The organism is Cupriavidus sp. FW305-27 (assembly GCF_058787995.1).
Window position 1 is genome coordinate 14,295 of sequence record NZ_JBYTAG010000062.1, and the last position, 17,846, is coordinate 32,140.

The window sequence follows — 17,846 nt, forward strand, 5'->3', positions numbered from 1 at the left end:
GCCTGTCATGCCCTTGTCTGCCGATCCCGCTGTTGTCCCGTCTGCATCGCCATCGTCGCGCGAATCCGTGCTGGGCGCTTTCCTGCGTGCGCACCGTGAACGGCTGGCGCCGGCCGATGTCGGGCTCGCACCGGGCCGGCGCCGCCGCACCCCCGGCCTGCGCCGCGAGGAAGTCGCTCAACTGGCGGGCTTGAGCGCGACCTGGGTGACGTGGCTGGAGCAGGGGCGGCCGGTATCGCTGTCGGCACGCGCGCTGGCCAGCCTGGCTGCCGCGCTGCGGCTGTCGCGCGCCGAGCGCGCCTACCTGTTCGAACTGGCGGGCCGCCGCGACCCGCAGCAGGCCGCGGACGAAACCGTGCCGCCGGTGGTGCTGGCCAGCGTGCATGCCATCGGCGGGCCGGCCTACCTGCTCGACCGGCAATGGACCGCGCTGGCCTGGAACGACGCCGCCGCGGACCTGTTTATCGGCTGGCTCGATGCCGCCAGCGCCGAGCGCAACCTGCTGCGCGCGATGTTCGTGTCGCCGGGGCTGATGGCGCTGGTGGAAGACTGGCCGCACCGCGCGGCACGGCTGGTGGCGGAATTCCGCGCGCACAGCATCCGCCATGCGGACGAGGCGCCGACGCGTACGTTGATCGAGGGGCTGATGGCTGAGAGCGCGGCCTTCCGCGATGCCTGGTTGTCGCAGGACGTGGAAGACCGCGAGGGCGGCCGCCGCGGCTTTCACCATCCGCAGCAGGGCGCGCTGCAGTTCGAGCAGCTGACGCTGGTGCCGGCGGCGGCGCCCGGTTTGATGCTGGTAATGCTGCTGCCCGGCTGAGCGGGCAGCGCCGGGGCTTTACTTGGGCTGCATCCGGATCGCGCCGTCCAGGCGGATTACTTCGCCATTGAGCATGGTGTTCTCGATGATCGAGCGGGCCAGCTTGGCGTATTCAGCCGGGCGGCCCAGGCGCGGCGGGAACGGCACCATCCTGCCGAGCGCGTCCTGCACTTCCTGCGGCATGCCCAGCAGCATCGGCGTTTCGAAGATGCCGGGGGCGATGGTCATGCAGCGCACGCCGTCGCGCGACAGGTCGCGCGCGATCGCCAGCGTCATCGCCACCACGCCGCCCTTGGATGCGGCATAGGCGGCCTGTCCGATCTGGCCGTCAAAGGCCGCCACCGAGGCAGTATTGATAATCACGCCGCGCTCGCCTTCGCTGTCGGGGGTGTTTTGCACCATGGCCGCGGCGGCCAGGCGGATCATGTTGAAGGTGCCGACCAGGTTGATGCGGATGGTCTTGTCGAAGGCTTCCAGCGGATGCGGGCCGTTCTTGCCGACGGTCTTGTTGGCGGTGGCGATGCCGGCGCAGTTGACGATGCCGGAGAGCCGGCCCAGTGCCTGGGCGGCCGCTACCACGGCCTGGCCGTCGGCTTCGGAGGTGACGTCACAGCGGACGAACTGGCCGCCCAGTTCAGTTGCCAGTGCCTGGCCGGCGGACTCGTTCAGGTCGGCGATCACGACCCTGGCGCCGGCTTCGGCCAGCATGCGGGCGGTGCCTGCACCCAGGCCCGAGGCGCCGCCGGTGACGATGAATACGTTGCCTTGGATTTGCATTTGGGCTTGTCTCCTTGGATTGGGTATTTGTTGCCGTTTACGTAAACGTCAATTCGTTGGCGGTATTTTACGGGGTGGTGGGGGATGTGCAAGGGGTGGGTTTGCTAGGCGCCAAGCCAGAAACCATCCCTGCCAGGCGCGACCCCATTCAATCGCCAAAACAAAAGCGGCCCAAAGGCCGCTTTCATGACGCATAAAACTGAGCAGTCGAAACGATTACTTCAACGCCTCAAACACCCGCGCAGTAATCTCATCGACATTACCCACCCCCAGGATCTTCCGATACTGAGGCGGCGCCACCTTGGCCGAGGCATCTCCCTTGGCAGCCCACTCCGAGTAGTAATCCACCAGCGGACGTGTCTGCTGCGAATAGACATCAAGACGCTTCTTGACCGTCTCTTCCTTGTCATCGTCACGCTGGATCAGCGCCTCGCCGGTCTCGTCGTCCACGCCCTCGGTCTTGGGCGGGTTGTACTTGACGTGGTAGGTGCGGCCCGAGGCCACGTGCACGCGGCGGCCGCTCATGCGCTCGATGATGGCGTCGAACGGCACGTCGATTTCCAGCACGTAGTCGATTGCCACGCCCGCTTCCTTCATCGCCTCGGCCTGCGGAATGGTGCGCGGGAAGCCGTCGAACAGGTAGCCGTTCTTGCAGTCGTCTTCCTTGAGGCGGTCTTTCACCAGGCCGATGATGATGTCGTCCGACACCAGTCCGCCCGCGTCCATGACCTTCTTGGCTTCTACGCCCAGCGGGGTGCCGGCCTTTACCGCGGCGCGCAGCATGTCGCCCGTGGAGATTTGCGGAATGCCGAACTTCTCGCAGATGAACTTGGCTTGCGTGCCTTTGCCGGCGCCGGGCGCACCCAACAGGATCAAACGCATTTACGGGTCCTCAGAGTTTTTAATCTGTATGGCGGGAGATCAGAAGGAGGGTAACGCCGTAACTTGACGCAGGACTTACTGCGGTCCTGATGCGTTCTGACTGCGTTCAGCGCGGGCACTGCTCAGGCGTACCCACGCATACGGCCGGCGGCGGCTGCCAGGGGGATGGCGGCGCGGCAAACCGGACGGGCTCTATCTTTATCTCCCCACCGAGCCTTGGCCGGCGGCACGCTTGCGCATGCCGGCCGGGCGGCTCTGTATCGGCAAGCATTATGCCATGAGGCGGCGCCAAATCGGCCCGAAATCCGCCCCCTGGTTCAGGTTGCAGCTGTATGAACCTGAGCGGGCAGGCGCCCGCGCGGGTCACTTTCCGGCGGTTTGGTCAGGGCCCTTCTTGGGCCATCGACTGCGCCCACAGCGCGCGCACCCGTTCCAGGTCGGCCGGGGTGTCGACCCCGGGGGCCGGCGCGGCGCTGGTCTGCAGCACCGCAATGCGCTCGCCATGCCACATGGCGCGCAGTTGCTCCAGCGCCTCGGTCTGCTCCAGCGGCGCCGCCGCCAGCGTCGGGAAGCGGCGCAGGAAGCCCGCCCGATAGGCGTACAGCCCGATATGGCGCAGCACCGGCATGCCGGGCAGCGGCACCTGTGCCAGCGCCGCGGGCACGGCCGGCACGCCCGACCAGGCATCGCGCGCCCACGGGATCGGTGCGCGCGAGAAGTACAGTGCGCGGCCGGCGGCGTCGCATACCACCTTGACCACATTGGGATTGAAGACTTCGGCGATGTCCTGCAGCGGATGCGCCGCGGTGGCGATGGCGCAGTCGGCGTGGTGCGCCAGGTGCAGCGCCACCTCGTCGATCAGCGACGGTTCGATCAGCGGCTCGTCGCCCTGCACATTGACCACGATGGCGTCGTCGGCCAGCCCCAGCTGGGCGGCCACTTCAGACAGGCGGTCGGTGCCGGAAGGGTGGTCGGCGCGGGTCAGCACGGCTTCGATGCCGTGCGCGGCGCAGGCCTGCGCCACCGCGGGCGCATCGGTGGCGACCACGGTGCGCTGCGCCGACGACGCATGCGCGCGTTCGGCCACGCGCACGATCATCGGACGCCCGCCGATATCGGCCAGGGGCTTGTCAGGCAGGCGCGTCGAAGCGAGCCGCGCGGGAATGACAACAGTGAACGCCGGGACGGTCATGGCGCGCACTCAGTTGCCGGAGGCAGGGGCGTCCGGGTTGACCGCGCGGCCCGGCACCGACTGGCGGGCCTCGTCGGCCAGCATCACGGGGATGCCGTCGCGGATCGGGTACGCCAGCTTGTCGGCGTGGCAGATCAGCTCCTGCGCGGCGCGGTCGTATTCCAGCTTGCCCTTGCACAGCGGGCAGACCAGGATTTCAAGCAGCCGGTTGTCCATCTCGGTGTTCCTCGTTGCGCCCTGCGGCGCCGGGCGTGGTTGCCGGCGCGGTCGGCGCGGGTTTGATTTGCGCCAGCACGGCGCGGCGGATTTTTTCGATCAGGCCGGCATCGATCACGGGCCTGGTGGGGACGACCCAGATGCGGGGGTCGTCGAAGCGCTCGCATTTTACGGCATCCTTCTCGGTGATCAGGATCACGTCGGCGTCGAGCGCGTCGGGATGGTCGACGAACGGGTCGGCGACAAAGTCATAGTGGTCCGGCAGCGGCAGCGTCTTCGGTGTCAGGCCCGCGCCGCGCAGGCTGGCGAAGAAGCGCTCGGGGTTGCCGATGCCGGCCGCGGCCAGCACGCGCCGGCCGGCAAAGGCGCTGACCGGCCGCGCCATGGTGGGGTCGGCCAGCTGCCAGGCATCGTCCAGCTCCAGCCGCATGCCGTACATGCCGGGGCGGTCGGGCGTGGCGCGGAAGTTGGGGTCGTTGATCAGGGTCGCGTCGCGCGGGCGCGAAAGCGGCTCGCGCAGCGGGCCGGCCGGCAGCAGCAGGCCGTTGCCGCCCATGCGCGAGTCGAACATCACGATCTCGAAGTCGCGCTGTAGCTTGTAGTGCTGCAGGCCATCGTCGAGCAGCAGCACATTGACGCCCGGGTGCGATACCAGCATGGTCTGCGCGCACAGCGCGCGGTCGGGGAAGACCCAGACCGGCACGTCGGTGGCGCGCGCAATCAGGAGCGGCTCATCGCCTACGTCGGACGCCTTTGATGTCGGCTTCACGCGGCGCGGGTGCTTGAGTTCCACGCCGTAGCCGCGCGACACCACGCCGGGGCGCAGTCCCGCCTCGGTCAGCGCTTGTGCCAGCGCGATCACCGCCGGCGTTTTGCCGGTGCCGCCCACGGTCACGTTGCCGACCACCACCACCGGCATCGGCAGCCGCGTCGACTTGAACCAGCCGCGCTGGTAGCCATGGCGGCGCACCCGCGCGATCAGCCCGAACAGCAGCGAGAACGGCAGCATCGCCCACGCGAACCAGCCGCGGCGTTGCCACTGGGCGGTCACGAAGTCGGCAAGGGCATGTCGGGGAACGGGCATGGGCGCGGCGGGCGGTGGAGTCGGTGGTTGGGATGGGATTGTAGTGCGCCCGCGGCTTCGCTCCCTGGGGGCGCAGGCGGCTCAACCATTATGGGCATTGCACAGCGCATGCGGCAAGCCCGCCGGCCGCATGCGCCACGGCGCCCGGGGTCAGCGCGGCTGCGCGCTCTGCGTGGCGAAGGTCAGGCGCGACAGCCCGGCCAGCCGCGCGGCCTCCATCACGTTGATCACGGCCTGGTGGCTGGCCTGCGCGTCGGCATTGACGATCACCACCGGCGGCTGGCCGCCGGCACTGGTGCCCGAGGCGGCGCGCAACTGGTCGGCCAGGCTGGTGACGTCCTTCTGCTCCATCACCTGCCTGTTGACGGAGTAGACCCCGCGCGATGACACCGACACCACGATCTCCTGCGGCCGCTGCTGGGCGCGCTCGGCGTCGGCGGTGGGCAGCTGGATCTGCAGCTCGGTAAAGCGCGAGTAGGTGGTCGTGATCATCAGGAAGATCAGGATCACGAGCAGCACGTCGATCAGCGGGATCAGGTTGATCTCTGGCTCTTCGCGCCGCTGGCGGGAACGGAAGTGCATGGCGTTCGTTCCGTTCGGCGATCAGGCGCGGCGCTGCGGCAGGATCGCGTCGAGGAACGACGTGGCGCGGAATTCCAGCTCGGCCACGTAGTCATCCACGCGCCGGCGGAAGTAGCGCCAGAAGATCAGCGCCGGGATTGCCACGATCAGGCCGAAGGCGGTGTTGTACAGCGCCACCGAGATGCCGTGCGCCAGCTGTTCAGGGCTGGCGCCGGTGCCGCCCTGGCTGCCGAAGATCTCGATCATGCCGATCACCGTGCCCAGCAGGCCCATCAGCGGCGCCACCGAGGCGATCGTGCCGAGTGCGTTCAGGTAGCGCTCGAGCTCATGCGCGACCACGCGGCCGGCTTCCTCCACCACGTCCTTGGCGGCATCGCGCGAGGTGTGCGGCTGCAGCACCACGTGGCGCAGCCCGGCGGCCAGCACCCGGCCCAGCGGCGAGTTCTGCTCAAGCGTGTTGACCACTTCCGGCGTGGCGCGGCGCTGCTGCGCGGCCGCCAGCGCCTCTTCATAGAGCCTGGCGGGCAGGACCCTGCTGCGCTTGAGGGTAAGAAAACGTTCGACGATCAGCGCCAGCGCGATGACCGAGGCGAGCAACAGCGGCCAGATCGGCCAGCCGGCCGCTTGAATGATGGAAAACAATTGGACCCCCGGGATCGACAACCGAATAACAAAACCCCAAACCACCTGGACGGCATGCCTTGATGCGCGTCTGGCCGCTGGCGGCGCGCGCTCCGGCATTGCTCTGAAAAATCAGGCGCCACTCTAACCTGCGCCCTGTCGCACGGCAAGACGGCACCCGGCGCTGTCTCGGCCACGCATCGCTCGTGCCGGTCCATTTCCACAGCAAAGCGGGACAGTGTTGTGGATCGATTGTGGAAAGCCGCCTGACAAGCGTGCTAACACATTGATCCATAAGGGCAAAGATGTTCCTGCCTAAATTTTGTGCAAATGCCCGCCGCAAGCCCTGCGGCGCATGGTGCACGCAGCCAGGCACCGCTCTCCACAACCTGAGGAGGCGCGTCGGTGTGCTGGCGCACCTTGCGGTGCGGCTTTCCACACAGCGCCGGGACAGGATTGTGGAGCGCTTGTGGAAAGCTGCCTGAGAGGTCATCTAAGTCGTTGATTTATAAGGTGGCACCATGGATTGCTTAAAAAACAGGCAAAGGGGTGTATCAGTGCAGCGCGCGGTCGATGTGGCGGCAGGCAGGACAAAAACCGGATTTTTCCACATTCCGCAGGGAGAGCACTGTGGACGGCCTGTGGACAAATCCGGGAGAAGCCGGTTAACCCATTGATTTTTATAGCCTCACAGGGTCCTGCTCAGAAATTGTGCAAATGCAGCATGGACGCTGCGCCGCGGACGGCCGGCAACGCTGCGATACGCCACGCGCCGCGTTGGTCGCTTTCCATGGGACCGCAAGCGGGGTTGGGGCCACTTGTGCTGGAAAAGTGTGGTTTGCGGCCCGTTTTATCCAGAGAAGCTGTGGATAACTTTGTGAACAAGCCTGCCGGGCACTTTGTAAGTGATTGATGCAAAAGAGAATTGGTTATATTGCCTAATTTTTGTTTTACGCGTAAAGCTCATAAGAATCAAAGGGTTGCACGAACCCATGCGCCTTTCGGGGGAGGCCGCCGGCATCAGCGCTACCCCCTTGACATAGAGGTTATGCTGTGGACATGTCCCATTCACGCCGCTTGCCACCAGTGCGCCATGCCAGACTTGCCGAATTTTTCGCGTGACCCTTCCTCCACCGCGCCGCGCAGCGGCCGCGATGTCATCCCTGTCGGTGAGCTGAACCACACAATCGCCAGGCTGCTTGAACGCAGTTTTCCGCTGGCCTGGGTGCGCGGCGAGATTTCCAATTTCACGCGCGCCGCCAGCGGGCATTGGTATTTCTCGCTCAAGGATGCACGCGCGCAGATCCGCTGCGTGATGTTCCGCGGGCGCAACCAGCATGTCGACTTCCAGCCGCGCGAGGGCGAAGCGGTGGAGGTGCGCGCCGTGGTCACCATGTATGAGGCGCGCGGCGAGGTGCAGTTGGGCGTGGAGGCAATGCGCCGGGCCGGGCTGGGCAACCTGTACGAAGCCTTCCTGCGCCTGAAGGAAAAGCTGGCGCAGGCGGGGCTGTTCGCGCCGGAGCGCAAGCGCCCGGTGCCGGCGCATCCTCGCACCATCGGCGTGGTCACCTCGCTGCAGGCGGCGGCGCTGCGCGATGTGCTGACCACCTTGCGCCGGCGCGCGCCGCATGTGCCGGTGCTGGTCTATCCGGTACCGGTGCAGGGCGCGGGCGCGGCGCAGAAGATCGCCGACATGCTCGATGCGGCCAGCGCGCGGCGCGAGTGCGACGTGCTGATCCTGTGCCGCGGCGGGGGCAGCATCGAAGACCTGTGGTCGTTCAACGAAGAGGTGGTGGCGCAGGCGATTGCGCGCTGCGCGCTGCCGGTCATCTCCGGAGTGGGCCACGAAACCGACTTCACCATCGCCGACTTTGTCGCCGATGTGCGTGCGCCCACGCCGACCGGCGCGGCCGAGCTGGTCAGCCCGGATCGCGCGCACCTGCTGGCACAGGCGATGCGTGCGCGCGACGCGCTCACGCAGTGCATGCGGCGCGGGCTGGACCTGCGCGCGCAGCACCTGGACTGGCTGGCGCGGCGAGTGCGCAGCCCGCAGGCGCAGCTGCAGGAGCGGCGCGCGCGCGTCGACAATCTGGCGCGACACTTGCGCTCGGCATTGCGCGACACGGTGGTGTCGCAGCGCCACCGCCAGCAATTGCTGGCGATGCGCTGGAGCGCGTGCCGTCCCGATGCCAGCGCCGCCCATGCCGACGTGGCCCGCCTGTGGCAACGCCTGCAGGCCGCCGCCGTGCGCCAGCACGAGCGCGCCGGCCAGCGCCTGGCGCGCAGCGCCGGCGCGCTTGAGTTGCTGGCGCCGCAGCGTACGCTGGAACGCGGCTATGCGGTGCTGCTGGACCAGCGCGGACGCGCGCTGCGCTCGCCCGCCGAGATCCGCGCGGGCAGCGTGGTCGAAGCGCACCTGGCCAAGGGCGTGGCCGACCTGGCGATTGCCGGCGTGCAGGCCAAGCTGCCGGATTTCTGAGCGCCTGCGCGGCCCGGGAACGCCTCCCATTCGCGATGCCGCGGCGGGCGCGAAACGCTCAGGCAAGCCGGGCGGAAATCCCCCCGGAAACCCCTGCCAGGACAAACTAACATCGGAGCTGGGGGCTTTGTCCCGCGGTTTGCGCGGGTATTGCAAGTCCCCTACAATCGCCAATTCCGGACCCACAACCCCAACCCACAGAGACAGAACAATGGAACACAAGCTCCCCCCGCTGCCGTACGCGCATGATGCCCTGGCTCCGCATATCTCCAAGGAGACGCTGGAGTTCCATCATGACAAGCACCACCAGACCTACGTCACCAACCTGAACAACCTCATCAAGGGCACCGAGTTCGAGAACTCGACCCTGGAAGAGATCGTCAAGAAGTCGTCGGGCGGTATCTTCAACAACGCTGCCCAGGTGTGGAACCACACCTTCTACTGGGATTCGATGAAGCCCAACGGCGGCGGCCAGCCGACCGGCGCGCTGGCTGATGCCATCAACGCCAAGTGGGGCTCGTTCGACAAGTTCAAGGAAGAGTTCACCAAGACCGCCGTGGGCACCTTCGGTTCGGGTTGGGCCTGGCTGGTCAAGAAGGCCGACGGCTCGCTGGACCTGGTCTCGACCTCCAACGCCGCCACCCCGCTGACCACCGACGCCAAGGCGCTGCTGACCTGCGACGTGTGGGAACACGCCTACTACATCGACTACCGCAATGCCCGCCCGAAGTACGTCGAGGCATTCTGGAATGTCGTGAACTGGGACTTCGCCGGCAAGAATTTCGCTGGCTGATCCGCTGTAGCGTGACAATTTAGTTTGGAAAGCGGCGCAATAGTTTGGAAAAACCAAGCTGGCTGTCGCGCTAAAGTCGAGAAAGTGCAATCAGAGCAGGGCCCTCCATAAGCAGAGGGCCTTGTTTTTTTTGGGTATCCGAATTTCGCAAGTGATGCCCCATCGCATGCTTGCAATGCAAGCCGCTTACGCCACCTCCGCCACCTCGCCCACGGGGGCCTCCTGCACCGCCACCTGCGCCGGCGGCCGGATCCGGAACCAGATCGCATACATCGCCGGCAGGAACACCAGCGTCAACAGCGTGCCGGCGAGCGTCCCCCCGATCAGCGTATAGGCCAGCGTGCCCCAGAACACCGAGTGCGTGAGCGGGATGAAGGCGAGGATGGCCGCCACGGCCGTCAGTAGCACCGGCCGGGCCCGTTGCACGGTAGCTTCCACCACCGCGTCGTACGGCGACAGTCCCTCCTTCAGGTTGCCCTGGATTTGCCCGATCAGGATCAGCGTGTTCCGCATCAAGATGCCGGACAGCGCCACCAGCCCCACGAGCGCATTGATGCCGAACGGCTGGTGGAAGAGCAGTAGCGTCGGGACCACGCCGATCAGGCCGAGCGGACTCGTCAGGATGACCATGACCATGCCCGCCATCGACCGCACCTGAAACATGATGATCAGCAGCGTGATCGCCAGCATGATGGGGAACAGCGGCGCCAGCGCCTTGTTCGCCTTGCCCGATTCCTCGATGGAACCGGCCATCTCGATGCGGTAGCCGGAGGGCAGCTTCTGGATGACCGGCTGCAGTTGCGCCAGGATGGCCTTCGATACGTCGGGCGGCTGCTGGTTGTCGGCAATGTCGCCCCGCACGGTGATGGTCGGCGTGCGGTCGCGTCGGCGCAGGATGGGATCTTCCATGCGCACGTCCACCGTGCCGACCTGCGAGAGGGGAACGCGCCCGCCGTTGGCGCCGATCAGCGTGAAGCCGGCGATGCGCTCCGGGTCGAGGCGGATGTCGCCCGCGGCGCGCGCCACCACCTGCACCGAGCGGATGTCCTCGCGCACCTCGGTCACCGGCACGCCGGTCAGCAGAAATTCAAGCTGCTGCGCCACGTCGTGGGAGGTCAGGCCGACCGCCTGCAGCCGGTCCTGCTGGAGCGTAAAGTGCAGCCCCGGCACCCGCGGGCCCCAGTCGGTGTTGACGGTGCGCATCAGCGGGCTGGCGTCCATCACGCCCTCTACCTGCTCCGCGATGGCGCGCAGCTTGTCGGGGTCCGGGCCCATGACGCGGAACGCGACCGGGAAGGGCGAGTAGGGCCCGAACACCAGTTGCGTCACGCGCACCCGCGCGCCCGGCGAAAGGCCTTCGGCGATGGCCTGGCGGAGCCGGCCCTTGAGCACGTCGCGTTCTTCCTGGTTGTCGGTGCGCACCACGATCTTGGCGAAGGACGGGTCGGGTAGTTCCGGCGACATCGCCAGGTAGAAGCGCGGAGCCCCCTGGCCGATATAGGACGTCACGATCTTCGCTTCTGGCTGTTTGTCGAGCCACGCTTCCACCTTCTCCGCCGCGGCGCTGGTCTGTTCGATGGACGTGCCATAGGGCATCTGCACCTCCACCAGCACCTCGGGACGGTCAGAGGTCGGGAAGAACTGCTTGCGCACGGCGCCCATGCCGACCACGCTCGTGGCGAACAGTCCGACGACGATTGCCGCCACGAGCCATTTCCGCCCGATGACCCGCCCCAGCAGCCCACGAAAGCGCTGGTAGTTCGGCGTGGCGTAGATGGCGCCATGGCCGCCTTCCACCTTCGTCATCTCGGGCAGCAGCTTCACGCCGAGATAGGGCGTGAAAACGACCGCGACGATCCACGACGCGATCAACGCGATCCCCACGATCCAGAACTGGTTGCCGGTGTACTCGCCTGCGGAAGACTTTGCAAAGCCGTTCGGCATGAAGCCCACGGCGGTGACGAGCGTGCCAGACAGCATCGGCGCGGCTGTATGGCTCCAGGCATAGGCCGACGCCGCGATCCGTCCATACCCTTCCTCCATCTTCACCACCATCATTTCGATGGCGATGATGGCGTCGTCCACCAGCAGTCCGAGGGCCAATATCAGGGAGCCCAGCGTGATGCGGTCGAAGCTCTTTCCGGTCGCGGCCATGACCACGAAGACGGCGGCCAGCGTCAGCGGCACGGCCGCCGCGACCACGATACCCACCCGCCAGCCCATGCTGACGAAGCTCACCACCAGCACCACGATCAGCGCGGCGAAGAACTTGACCATAAACTCCTCGACGGCCGACTTGATGTTGACGGCCTGGTCGGTGACCTTGCTCAGTTCCATGCCCAGCGGCAGCTCGGCGTTGACCTTCGCTACTTCCGCTTCGAGCGACTTGCCGAGGTCGAGGCCGTTCCAACCGTCGCGCATCACGATGCCGAGCAGCAGCGCCGGCTCGCCCTTGTTGCGCACGACGAAGGTGGCCGGGTCCTGGTAGCCGCGTTCGACGGTGGCGATGTCAGACAGCTTCAGCGTGCGGCCGTGTGCCACCACGGGGGTGTCGCGGATGCGTTGCAGCTTGTCGAACGCGCCGTCGAGCCGCACGAAGACCTGCGGCCCGTCAGTGTCGATGGAACCCGCGGGGGTGAGCACATTCTGGCTGTTGAGCGCGGCGAAGATGTCCTGCGGCGTCACGCCGAGCGTGGCCAGCCGGTCGTGCGAGAACGACAAGTAGATGCGCTCCGCCTGCTCGCCGATGATGTTGACCTTCTTCACGCCGGCCACATGCAGGAGGCGCTGGCGGATGGTCTCCGCCTCGCGTACCAGCAGCCGCTGCGGCTCGCCCCTGGCCTTCAGCGCGAAGAGGCCGAAGGTCACGTCGGAGTATTCGTCGTTGATGAGCGGGCCGATGACGCCGGCCGGCAGGGAACGCGCCTCGTCGCCGAGCTTCTTGCGGGCCTGGTAGAACTCCTCGGGGACTTTCTTTGGCGGCGTGCTGTCGAGCAGCGTGACGGTGGTGAACGCCAGTCCGGGCCGCGTGTAGGTTTCCGTGCGGTCGTAGTAGCGCAGTTCCTGCATGCGCTTTTCCAGCTTTTCAGCGACCTGGTCCTGCATTTCCTGCGCCGTCGCGCCGGGCCATGCCGTGATGAAGATCATCGACTTGACGGTGAATGGCGGGTCCTCCGCGCGGCCGAGTTGGAAGAAGGCGACGAAGCCGGCGACCGAGATGAGGATGATCAGGAAGAGGGTGACGGCACGCTCGCGCACGGCGAGTGCCGAGAGATTGAAGCCACTCATTGCTGCTCCCGCACGCCGTTGACGGGGTTGCGGCCTTTACCATCGGTGGCGGCTTCGGCCACCTTCACCTCCGACGCCAACCTGACCTGCTGCCCTTCGTTCAGCAGGTGCGCCCCCAGCGCCACCACGCGGTCGCCGGGCTGGATCTGGCCCTCGACCTTCGCGGCATCGTCGCTGATGGCGCGCACGGTGACCGGCCGCCACGTCACGTGCGCCGGGGTGCCGGTGAGCACCCAGACGCCGGGGCCCTTGCCCGGATCGTGGAGCGCGCCGATGGGAACCTGCAGGCCGGATTGCGACGCTTCCTGTGGATCGGCCACCTGCAGCGTGACGGTGGCGCCGAGCGGCGCATCGGTCAGTGCGCCGCCAAGCACGTAGCGCGCCTCATAGGTGCGGGTCTGGCGGTCGGCGGCGTCGGAAAGCTGCCGCAGGGTCGCGGTGACTGCCATGCCGTCCTTGCCGTAGAGCGTCGCGCGGGCTGTGGAGCCTACCGGCGGGCGCAGGGTTTCGGGCAGGTGGATGATGGCCTCGCGTTGTCCGGCGCGGGCCAGCCGCGCCACCACCTGGCCGGCATTCACGACCTGCCCGGGTTCGGCGAGGGTCTCGACCACGACGCCGTCGGCATCGGCCAGTAGCACGGCGTAGTCGGACGCGTTGCGCGCCACGTCGGCCTGTGCCTCTTCCGCCCTGAGCTGCGCCCGCGCCGAATCGGCGGAGGCCTTGATCTGGTCATAGGCAGATGCCGATACCGCCCCGGCCGCCACGAGGTCGCGGTAGCGCTCCTCGTCAGCCGCCAGTTGCGTGGCGCGCGCCTTGGCGGCGGCCACGGCTTCCTGCCGCGCGCGTGCTGCCAGCTTCAGGTCGACGGGGTCGAGCCGCATTAGCGGCTGGCCGCGCTTCACGGATTGGCCAGTGTCGACCAGGCGCTCCAGCACCTTGCCCGACACGCGGAAGCCCAGGTCGCTCTGCACCCGTGCGGCGACGATGCCGGTGAAGGCGCGCCGGGCGGCTGACGCGTCCTGCACATTTTCCACCCTCACCAGTGGCGCTTGCACGCGGGGATCGGGCTGTGGCTTGCCGCTACATGCCGCAAGTGCGAGCGGTAGGAGGCACATGGCCGCGAAGGCAGGAGCACTGGTGGCGGCGTGGGTGACGGTGGATGCGGAAAATCGGCGCTGAAGCATGAGGGCCCTCCATACAGATGGCCTTCACTGTAGTAACAGTGACCAATTTAGTCAATGGTCACTCTCATTTTCGCGCCCGAGGACCTGCGCACACTCGGAGGGATCAGGGTGCCAGGCTGCGCAGGATCAGGCTGCTGAGCTGCGCCGGCGCCACTTCGACGAAGTCAAGGTTGTGCTGGAGCTGTAGCGGGTCGAGGTAGGGCTTCATCACGAGGTAGATGGCGTGAGCCGTTTCGTCGAGCGGCGTCTTGCGCTCGAACTCACCCGACTCGCGCCCCTCGCGCACGATCTGCAGGATCAGTTGCTGCATATGGGCATCGTAGGCGCGGGCCGAAGCCCACTGTTCCTCGCAGGCCACCACGGCAATGGCGTACAGCTTGCGGTCCTGGAAGAAAAGCCGGCTGCCAGCCTCCGCCAGCGTGCCGAAGAGGCGTCGCAGCCGCTCGGAGGCCGAGTCGGCGCCGGCCACCGCCTCGTCCACGGCCTGCCGCATCTGGTTGAGGCAGTTGCAGCAGATGACCTCGCCGATTGCCTGCTTAGAGTCGAAGAACTTGTAGACGTAGGCCTTCGAGAATCCGATGGCCTTGGCCAGGTCGGACACCGTGGTCTTTTCATATCCGTAGAGGCTGAAGTGCTCGGTGGCCGCCTCCACGATTTGGTTGCGCACGCCGTGGTCCACGGGACCGCGCGGCTGGGGAGTGGTGGGTTGGGTATCGGTCATGTCGTGAGCTTACACGTTGAATCGTCATTGACAAAGAGTGACCAGTTTGTATTATGGTCACAAGTCACGAAAAAAGTTCGACCATGTTATTCCGGCAGCCCATGCATTCCCGACGCCTCCCTTCCCGTTCCCGATCGCTCACTCACCTGTCCGGCCTCGTTGCCGCCGTGACTGCTCTGGCGGCGCTCGCCGGCTGTGCCGTCGGCCCCGACTACCGCAAGCCCGAGGTGCCCACCGCCGACCGCTTCCTCGGGCAACGCGACGTGGAGCAGCGCCGGGCCGCCACCCGGGCGGATCTCGAAGTCTGGTGGGAAGGGTTTGGCGACCCCCAACTGACGCGCTTCGTGCGGCTGGCGCTCGACCAGAACCTCAACCTGGCGGTCGCCTCCGCCCGGGTCACGCAGGCCGGGGCCGGACTGCGCTTCGCCACGGCCGCGCTACTGCCCTCGGGCGCCGTCAGCGCCCAGGCCGCGAAGCAGTACCAGTCCCTGGAGACGCCGCTGGGCCGGGTGCTGAATGCAACGCCAAACTTCGACCGGCATGGCAGCCTGTACGAGGCCGACCTCACCGCAAGTTGGGAGATCGACATCTTCGGCGGCCTGCGGCGGGAGCGCGAGGCGTCGCAGGCGGAGTATCAGGCGTCGGAGGCCGGGCTGGCTGCCACCCGCGTGGAGGTGGCGGCACAGGCCGCCGACACCTACGTGACCATCCGTGGCCTGCAGGCCCGGCTGTCGATCGCGCGGCAGCAGGTGGATACGCAGCAGAAGCTGGTCTCGACCGTCAGGCTGCTCTACGCCAAGGGACTGGCCGCCGCGCTGGAGGTGCAGCAGGCGGAAGGTGCCCTCGCGCAGGTGGAGGCCACCATTCCGGAACTCGAAGCCGGACTCGACGCCGCGCTGAACGCGATGGACGTGCTGCTCGGCAGCCAGCCGGGCACCTACCGCGCCGAACTCGCCGACATCAAGGTGATCCCGGCCGCGCCGCGGATCGAAGCCACCGGCACGCCCGCCGACTTGCTGCGGCGGCGCCCCGACCTGATCGTGGCGGAACGCCGGCTGGCGGCGTCGAATGCCCGCATCGGCGCGGCCATCGCCGAGTACTACCCGAAGGTCTCGCTCAGCGGGCTGCTGGGCAGCGCGACGACCGTGGCCAGCGGCAACCTGTTCTCGGCCAGTGCCAACCAGGCTGCCGGCGTGGCCGGGCTGCGCTGGCGACTGTTCGACTTCGGGCGCATCGGGGCGCAGATCGACCAAGCGAAGGGGCAGGAGGCCGAGGCGCTGGCGGGCTATCGACTGGCCGTGCTGCATGCGTCGGAGGATGTCGAGAATGCCTTCACGGCGCTGGTCAAGCGCGAGGAACAGACCAATGCCCTTGAACGTGGGGAACAGGCGCTCCGGCAGGCGCGGAATTCGTCGTTCGCGGCCTACGAGAAGGGCGTTGTCCGCCTGATCGAGGTGCTGCTCGCCGACGAGAACCTGCTGAAGACATCCGATGCGAAGGCGCAGGCCGAAGCGCAGTCAGCCCGCGCGGCCATCGCGGCATTCAAGGCCTTGGGCGGGGGGTGGCAGGCGGCTGCGGTGCCGCCGGCGCCGGGGGGTACGGTGCTGTAGGCGGGCTGCGACCGGCCTGCGCGTGTGTTGAGGGCACGGCATGACATGACTCGCGCCATACTGTCTCGTCCGAGGTTCACTATCTTTATCAGGCAAACGCTTGTTTCCGGCCTTCGAGGCTGCAGCCTATGTTACCGGCGCCATCATTCCTGCCGACTGTGGGTGGTCTGTAGCGGGCGTGCGACTCAACAGTTGACGGGCGTGCCGGTTCAGGAACCGGGTTGACTCGCCGCACCCACTACGGCCGCCTGGAAGCGAGAAGCGACGCTTGGACGCTCGACGCGCTGGCGTGGACGAATGTCACATCATGGCCCGACACCGGCCGAAGCTTGGTAATTCGCGAAGGGCCGTGAATCGGCCGACGCGGTCACCCAAAATGTTGGGATGACTGACTCAAATTGGCCGACTACGGCCCGACGCTGAACACAGCCGAGTGCTCGTCCTGCACCGATCCACATAGGACAGAAGGCGACCCCAAAGAGGCGTTCGAGGCAACGCGCTGAACGGCAGAATCTGCGGGCCCATATCCGACGCCACCCTTTCGCGGAAACTGCAGCTTTCCTCTATATCAGCTTTTGACCCAACAGGTCTCCTTGGCAAGGCCGGCACGAGATACATAGACTACGATGGCGCCCGTGCCCAGGAGCCATCATGACAACTACCGTCCCTGCCGCCAAAGGAATCAACCGGCTGAAATCGATGTGGCGAAATGGCCAAGCAACGCTTGGCGCCATCGCGACCATACCTTCGGTTCAGACCATCCAGATCATGGCTCATGCCGGTCTCGATTGGGTCCTCATCGACATGGAGCACGGCGCAATCGATGCCGGCACTGCTCACGCGATGATTTGCGCGACTTCCGGCACCCCGCTCGTGCCGCTGGTCCGGGTTGCATCAACCAATGCGTGGCAGGCCAAGGTCCCTCTTGACCTCGGCGCTTTGGGAGTCTGCTTTCCGATGACGACGACCCGGGCCGCTGCAGAGGCGGCAGTGCGGGCTGTCCGCTACCCGCCCGAAGGAGATCGCTTCTGGGGCCCGTTCTATGCCCCGCCGCGATGGGGTCTAACCATGCGCGAATATCTGGATTGCGCAGATGGCGAGGTGCTTGCCATTGGCACGATTGAACACGTCGATGCCATTGGCAATATTGAAGACATTGTCGCAACGCCCGGACTTGACCTTGTTTTCATCGGTCCCGGGGACCTTGCCACCAGCATGGGATACCGGGGCCGGACGGATCTCCCCGAGGTGCAAGCGGTAATCGCACAACTTGAGACCCCAATTCTAAAGAGCCGGGTTTTGCTCGGCGGCGTCGCGCCGACTACCGACCTGGCAAATGCCATGATCGCACGCGGCTACCGCGGTCGTCATCGGTATGGACTGGTCCCTGCTCCAAAGGGGGCTAGCATCAGTCGTTGACGGCATCAGTCGGTAGAAGTTCGTCACAATCAACAAATCCTCCCTAAGCGGCGAGTCCTCGCCCATCGCTTCGCGAAGCCGCCATACTCGGCATCTCAGCCGTGGGTTATCAGTGACCGTGATGGCCGCACAACAGCCCTTAGGCTTCGGTCGGCGACCGTCTCTTGATGGCCGGAGG

Annotated in this window: 15 protein-coding genes; 5 read left to right on the forward strand and 10 right to left on the reverse strand. The window is 66.6% G+C overall.

Annotated elements, in window-relative coordinates; genetic code table 11:
• The first annotated feature begins 7 nt into the window (after positions 1–7).
• Positions 8–820, forward strand: a complete 813-nt coding sequence (locus AC3WRI_RS25400) for an MmyB family transcriptional regulator (RefSeq protein WP_010812251.1) — start codon at positions 8–10, stop codon at positions 818–820.
• 18 nt (positions 821–838) lie between these two features.
• Here AC3WRI_RS25400 and AC3WRI_RS25405 read toward each other — a convergent pair whose 3' ends face one another.
• From AC3WRI_RS25405 to AC3WRI_RS25435, 7 genes are all read right to left on the reverse strand, one after another.
• The gene (locus AC3WRI_RS25405) at positions 839–1,597 is read right to left on the reverse strand and encodes a 3-hydroxyacyl-CoA dehydrogenase (protein ID WP_011614598.1); all 759 of its coding nucleotides are present in this window, start codon (positions 1,595–1,597) and stop codon (positions 839–841) included.
• Between the two features lie 216 nt (positions 1,598–1,813).
• Positions 1,814–2,479 (reverse strand): adenylate kinase, encoded by a 666-nt coding sequence (gene adk / locus AC3WRI_RS25410; protein WP_010812253.1) that lies wholly within the window; start codon positions 2,477–2,479, stop codon positions 1,814–1,816.
• A 382-nt stretch (positions 2,480–2,861) separates the two neighbouring features.
• The gene (gene kdsB / locus AC3WRI_RS25415) at positions 2,862–3,671 is read right to left on the reverse strand and encodes a 3-deoxy-manno-octulosonate cytidylyltransferase (protein ID WP_010812254.1); all 810 of its coding nucleotides are present in this window, start codon (positions 3,669–3,671) and stop codon (positions 2,862–2,864) included.
• Between the two features lie 9 nt (positions 3,672–3,680).
• Positions 3,681–3,887 (reverse strand): Trm112 family protein, encoded by a 207-nt coding sequence (locus AC3WRI_RS25420; RefSeq protein WP_439668562.1) that lies wholly within the window; start codon positions 3,885–3,887, stop codon positions 3,681–3,683.
• Positions 3,868–4,971 carry a tetraacyldisaccharide 4'-kinase gene (gene lpxK, locus AC3WRI_RS25425; protein ID WP_010812256.1) on the reverse strand — a complete coding sequence of 368 codons (1,104 nt, stop codon included), beginning with the start codon at positions 4,969–4,971 and terminating at the stop codon, positions 3,868–3,870. Before lpxK ends, AC3WRI_RS25420 begins: the two co-directional genes overlap by 20 nt.
• Positions 4,972–5,121: 150 nt before the next feature.
• Positions 5,122–5,553: an ExbD/TolR family protein gene (locus AC3WRI_RS25430; RefSeq protein WP_010812257.1), complete on the reverse strand. Its 432-nt coding sequence runs from the start codon at positions 5,551–5,553 to the stop codon at positions 5,122–5,124.
• A 21-nt stretch (positions 5,554–5,574) separates the two neighbouring features.
• Positions 5,575–6,195, reverse strand: coding sequence for a MotA/TolQ/ExbB proton channel family protein (locus tag AC3WRI_RS25435; protein WP_010812258.1), 621 nt, complete (start codon positions 6,193–6,195; stop codon positions 5,575–5,577).
• Between the two features lie 1,072 nt (positions 6,196–7,267).
• Here AC3WRI_RS25435 and xseA point away from each other — a divergent pair.
• Positions 7,268–8,653 (forward strand): exodeoxyribonuclease VII large subunit, encoded by a 1,386-nt coding sequence (gene xseA / locus AC3WRI_RS25440; RefSeq protein WP_041687163.1) that lies wholly within the window; start codon positions 7,268–7,270, stop codon positions 8,651–8,653.
• Between the two features lie 211 nt (positions 8,654–8,864).
• Positions 8,865–9,446 carry a superoxide dismutase [Fe] gene (sodB, locus tag AC3WRI_RS25445; RefSeq protein WP_010812260.1) on the forward strand — a complete coding sequence of 194 codons (582 nt, stop codon included), beginning with the start codon at positions 8,865–8,867 and terminating at the stop codon, positions 9,444–9,446.
• Positions 9,447–9,632: 186 nt separating this feature from the next.
• Here the strand turns inward: sodB and AC3WRI_RS25450 are convergent, their stop codons facing one another.
• The 3 genes from AC3WRI_RS25450 to AC3WRI_RS25460 form a co-directional block, all read right to left on the reverse strand.
• Positions 9,633–12,734 carry an efflux RND transporter permease subunit gene (locus AC3WRI_RS25450; RefSeq protein WP_492294294.1) on the reverse strand — a complete coding sequence of 1,034 codons (3,102 nt, stop codon included), beginning with the start codon at positions 12,732–12,734 and terminating at the stop codon, positions 9,633–9,635.
• Entirely contained in the window at positions 12,731–13,918 is a 1,188-nt protein-coding gene (locus AC3WRI_RS25455) for an efflux RND transporter periplasmic adaptor subunit (RefSeq protein WP_011614603.1), read from the reverse strand. The genes AC3WRI_RS25450 and AC3WRI_RS25455 overlap by 4 nt, the downstream gene beginning before the upstream one ends.
• Positions 13,919–14,021: 103 nt before the next feature.
• Positions 14,022–14,639, reverse strand: coding sequence for a TetR/AcrR family transcriptional regulator (locus AC3WRI_RS25460; protein ID WP_010811215.1), 618 nt, complete (start codon positions 14,637–14,639; stop codon positions 14,022–14,024).
• 101 nt (positions 14,640–14,740) lie between these two features.
• Here AC3WRI_RS25460 and AC3WRI_RS25465 point away from each other — a divergent pair, with 101 nt between their 5' ends.
• Together AC3WRI_RS25465 and AC3WRI_RS25470 are read left to right on the forward strand one after the other, a co-directional pair.
• On the forward strand, positions 14,741–16,249 hold the full coding sequence (locus AC3WRI_RS25465; RefSeq protein ID WP_052181670.1) for an efflux transporter outer membrane subunit: 1,509 nt from the start codon (positions 14,741–14,743) through the stop codon (positions 16,247–16,249).
• 651 nt (positions 16,250–16,900) lie between these two features.
• Complete coding sequence (locus AC3WRI_RS25470) at positions 16,901–17,668, forward strand: HpcH/HpaI aldolase family protein (RefSeq protein ID WP_492294296.1); 768 nt, start codon at positions 16,901–16,903, stop codon at positions 17,666–17,668.
• Positions 17,669–17,846: the final 178 nt, after the last annotated feature.

Coding starts and splice junctions, on each gene's coding strand:
- AC3WRI_RS25465 (WP_052181670.1), top strand. CDS start 14,741: ATGCATTCCCGACGCCTCCCTTCCCGTTCCCGATCGCTCACTCACCTG.
- AC3WRI_RS25460 (WP_010811215.1), bottom strand. CDS start 14,639: ATGACCGATACCCAACCCACCACTCCCCAGCCGCGCGGTCCCGTGGAC.
- xseA (WP_041687163.1), top strand. CDS start 7,268: ATGCCAGACTTGCCGAATTTTTCGCGTGACCCTTCCTCCACCGCGCCG.
- AC3WRI_RS25430 (WP_010812257.1), bottom strand. CDS start 5,553: ATGCACTTCCGTTCCCGCCAGCGGCGCGAAGAGCCAGAGATCAACCTG.
- AC3WRI_RS25470 (WP_492294296.1), top strand. CDS start 16,901: ATGACAACTACCGTCCCTGCCGCCAAAGGAATCAACCGGCTGAAATCG.
- AC3WRI_RS25420 (WP_439668562.1), bottom strand. CDS start 3,887: ATGGACAACCGGCTGCTTGAAATCCTGGTCTGCCCGCTGTGCAAGGGC.
- kdsB (WP_010812254.1), bottom strand. CDS start 3,671: ATGACCGTCCCGGCGTTCACTGTTGTCATTCCCGCGCGGCTCGCTTCG.
- lpxK (WP_010812256.1), bottom strand. CDS start 4,971: ATGCCCGTTCCCCGACATGCCCTTGCCGACTTCGTGACCGCCCAGTGG.
- sodB (WP_010812260.1), top strand. CDS start 8,865: ATGGAACACAAGCTCCCCCCGCTGCCGTACGCGCATGATGCCCTGGCT.
- AC3WRI_RS25455 (WP_011614603.1), bottom strand. CDS start 13,918: ATGCTTCAGCGCCGATTTTCCGCATCCACCGTCACCCACGCCGCCACC.
- AC3WRI_RS25405 (WP_011614598.1), bottom strand. CDS start 1,597: ATGCAAATCCAAGGCAACGTATTCATCGTCACCGGCGGCGCCTCGGGC.
- adk (WP_010812253.1), bottom strand. CDS start 2,479: ATGCGTTTGATCCTGTTGGGTGCGCCCGGCGCCGGCAAAGGCACGCAA.
- AC3WRI_RS25400 (WP_010812251.1), top strand. CDS start 8: ATGCCCTTGTCTGCCGATCCCGCTGTTGTCCCGTCTGCATCGCCATCG.
- AC3WRI_RS25450 (WP_492294294.1), bottom strand. CDS start 12,734: ATGAGTGGCTTCAATCTCTCGGCACTCGCCGTGCGCGAGCGTGCCGTC.